At 55.1% G+C, this 1607-nt stretch carries 1 protein-coding gene; it reads left to right on the top strand.

The annotated features are described in order from the left end of the window. The first annotated feature begins 40 nt into the window (after positions 1 to 40). A complete protein-coding gene (locus FB593_RS27380) occupies positions 41 to 1579 on the top strand; it encodes an IS3 family transposase (protein ID WP_112155467.1) in 1539 nt (512 codons plus the stop codon). Positions 1580 to 1607: the final 28 nt, after the last annotated feature.

A 1607-nucleotide genomic window follows, 5' to 3' on the forward strand; every position in this document is an offset into this window, starting at 1 on the left:
GGGGATGCGGACTAAAACTTGGACCACCAGGAGGTAGTTCATGTATTCCCATGCTGACAGAATTCGCGCGGTCGAGCTGTATATCAAGCTCGGCAAGCGGGTTAAGGCGACGATCCGCCAGTTGGGTTATCCGACCAAGAATGCGCTGCGGAACTGGTATCGCGAGTACCAGCAGCATCAAGACCTACGCGTTCGTTGTGTGGCTCGCGCGCCGAAGTTTACTGAAGCCCAGAAGCAGACGGCGCTTGAGCACTACCGCACTCACGATCGCTGTATCTCTGCGACGATGAGAGCGTTGGGCTATCCGGGTCGTGGAACTTTGACCGCATGGGTTCGAGAGGCGTTTCCGGAGGCGAGAACTTCGATGGTTGGTCGATCCTGGCGTCCGGCCTATCCCGACGCTTTGAAACAAGTCGCGGTTCTTGATCTTTGCAGTGGAGAGGAAAGTGCCCAGCAAATAGCCGAGCGGCTAGGTGTATGCCGGCCGACGTTGTACGCTTGGAGAAATGAGTTACTCGGTCAAGAGGCTGCCTCATCCATGAAACGCCGCAACACTTCTGCGCCAGCGCCGGAGCGCGAAGAACTCGAGCGACAGCTTGAAGCCCTCCAGCGCGATGTCCGACAATTGCAGCTTGAACATGATCTGCTGAAGAAGGCCAATGAATTGCTAAAAAAAGGCCTGGGCGTCGATCTGCAACTCCTGAGTAATCGGGAAAAGACACAGCTGATTGACGCCCTCAAAGATACCTATCGATTGCCAGAACTGCTTTTGCAGGTGGGGATTGCGCGGAGCTCGTACTTCTACCACCGCACCCGAGTGAATCTGGAAGACAAGTATGTCGCCATCCGCCGCAGCCTGACGGAAATCTTCGAAAGCAACCATCGCTGCTACGGCTACCGCAGACTGCAGGCGTCACTGGCCAGGCAGAGCGTAACAATCTCGGAAAAGGTTGTGCAGCGATTGATGAAGCAGGAGAGTTTGGTGGTCGCCAGACCGCGGCGACGGCGTTTTGGCTCGTATATGGGAGAAGTCAGTCCTGCGCCGGAGAACCTGATCAACCGGGACTTCAGAGCGAAAACACCGAACGAGAAATGGCTCACAGACATAACCGAATTCCAAATTCCAGCTGGAAAGGTGTACCTGTCGCCCATCATAGATTGCTTCGATGGCATGGTGATCAGTTGGTCAATTGGAACGCAACCGGATGCGGGGCTGGTCAACACGATGCTGGACGCCGCCATCGAGACCGTTACCGACGGCGAAGGCAGGACGATCGTCCACTCTGATCGTGGAGCGCATTATCGCTGGCCCGGCTGGCTCACGCGGATTAGCGATGCGAAGCTGCTACGTTCGATGTCTCGCAAGGGCTGTTCACAGGATAACGCCGCGTGCGAAGGCTTCTTCGGTCGGTTGAAAACGGAACTGTTTTATCCTGGCGACTGGAGAACCATCACGATCGAGCAGTTTGTCCGCGAGGTTGATGCCTACATCCGATGGTACAATGAAAAGCGCATCAAATTATCATTGGGATCACTCAGTCCCATCGAGTATCGCAGAAGTCTTGGCCTTAGCGTCTAAATCAGTCCAAGTTTTTATCCGCATCCCC

This window comes from Rhizobium sp. SJZ105, assembly GCF_007828365.1.
GTDB classification, from domain to species: Bacteria; Pseudomonadota; Alphaproteobacteria; order Rhizobiales; family Rhizobiaceae; genus Agrobacterium; species Agrobacterium tumefaciens.